Source organism: Haemophilus sp. HMSC61B11 (assembly GCF_001838615.1).
Classification (GTDB): Bacteria; Pseudomonadota; Gammaproteobacteria; order Enterobacterales; family Pasteurellaceae; genus Haemophilus_D; species Haemophilus_D parainfluenzae_AD.
This window is the reverse complement of record NZ_KV837978.1, coordinates 1-348: the sequence shown is the minus strand read 5'-3', so window position 1 is coordinate 348 and position 348 is coordinate 1. Positions and strand designations below refer to the sequence as shown.

General features: G+C 42.0%; 1 protein-coding gene. It reads left to right on the top strand.

The genetic code is table 11. From position 1 onward, the window contains the following. Window positions 1-348, top strand: a 348-nt coding sequence (locus HMPREF3263_RS06245; RefSeq protein ID WP_141762787.1) for a DUF4123 domain-containing protein, incomplete at both ends; no start/stop codon positions are given.

Genomic DNA, 348 nt, shown 5'->3' with positions numbered 1-348 from the left:
ACAGCTCAGAAAGCGAATTAATGGGTTTGTTTAGTGATGAAGGGGCAATGACTAGATTCAATTGGCATGAAGAATTGGGCGTCTTTATTCATTCCCGTTATGATTTCGATACCGTGTTACGTCATCTTCGCCACTTTCCTGTGATGAAAGACGAAAACGGCAAGTGGTTCTTCTTCCGTTTTTACGACCCGAAAGTGTTACGCAATTATTTAGAGGTCATTGCCACCAGCCCGGAAAAACTCAATAAGTTTTTCGGCTATGAAAAGCGCATTATTCATGCTTTTGCCTCAGGCATTGGCGATAGTTTTCATTATTACCAACTTAAAGCCTTACCGGAAGACACCCGAA